The 249-nt window shown below is 50.6% G+C and carries 1 protein-coding gene; it reads right to left on the reverse strand.

Features of this window, described 5'->3' with window-relative positions; genetic code table 11:
• Window positions 1–249 (reverse strand): hypothetical protein (locus tag ACRHNM_RS17590; protein WP_431137939.1); only part of this gene is annotated, 249 nt, incomplete at both ends.

Genomic DNA, 249 nt, shown 5'->3' on the forward strand with positions numbered 1-249 from the left:
CTTCTTGATAACCTTCCGGTACCCGGGGCGATTGCCAAAGGACTCCTTATTGGCCATAAGCATATTCTTGAGCTCGAGGATCATTTCATTATTCCGGGCCAGGTCCATGGTGCTTCTGGCCAGTTCTTTTTGCTTCAGCTTGATCTCCCGGGACATTTTCTCCTTTTCCAACCGCGCGAGATGGACCGCCTGTTCCCGTTGCAGCTCCTGTTCGAGTTTTCTTCGCTTCCGATTGTACTTTCTCTGGTT

Source organism: Psychroserpens mesophilus, assembly GCF_050617655.1.
Classification (GTDB): Bacteria; Bacteroidota; Bacteroidia; order Flavobacteriales; family Flavobacteriaceae; genus Psychroserpens; species Psychroserpens mesophilus_A.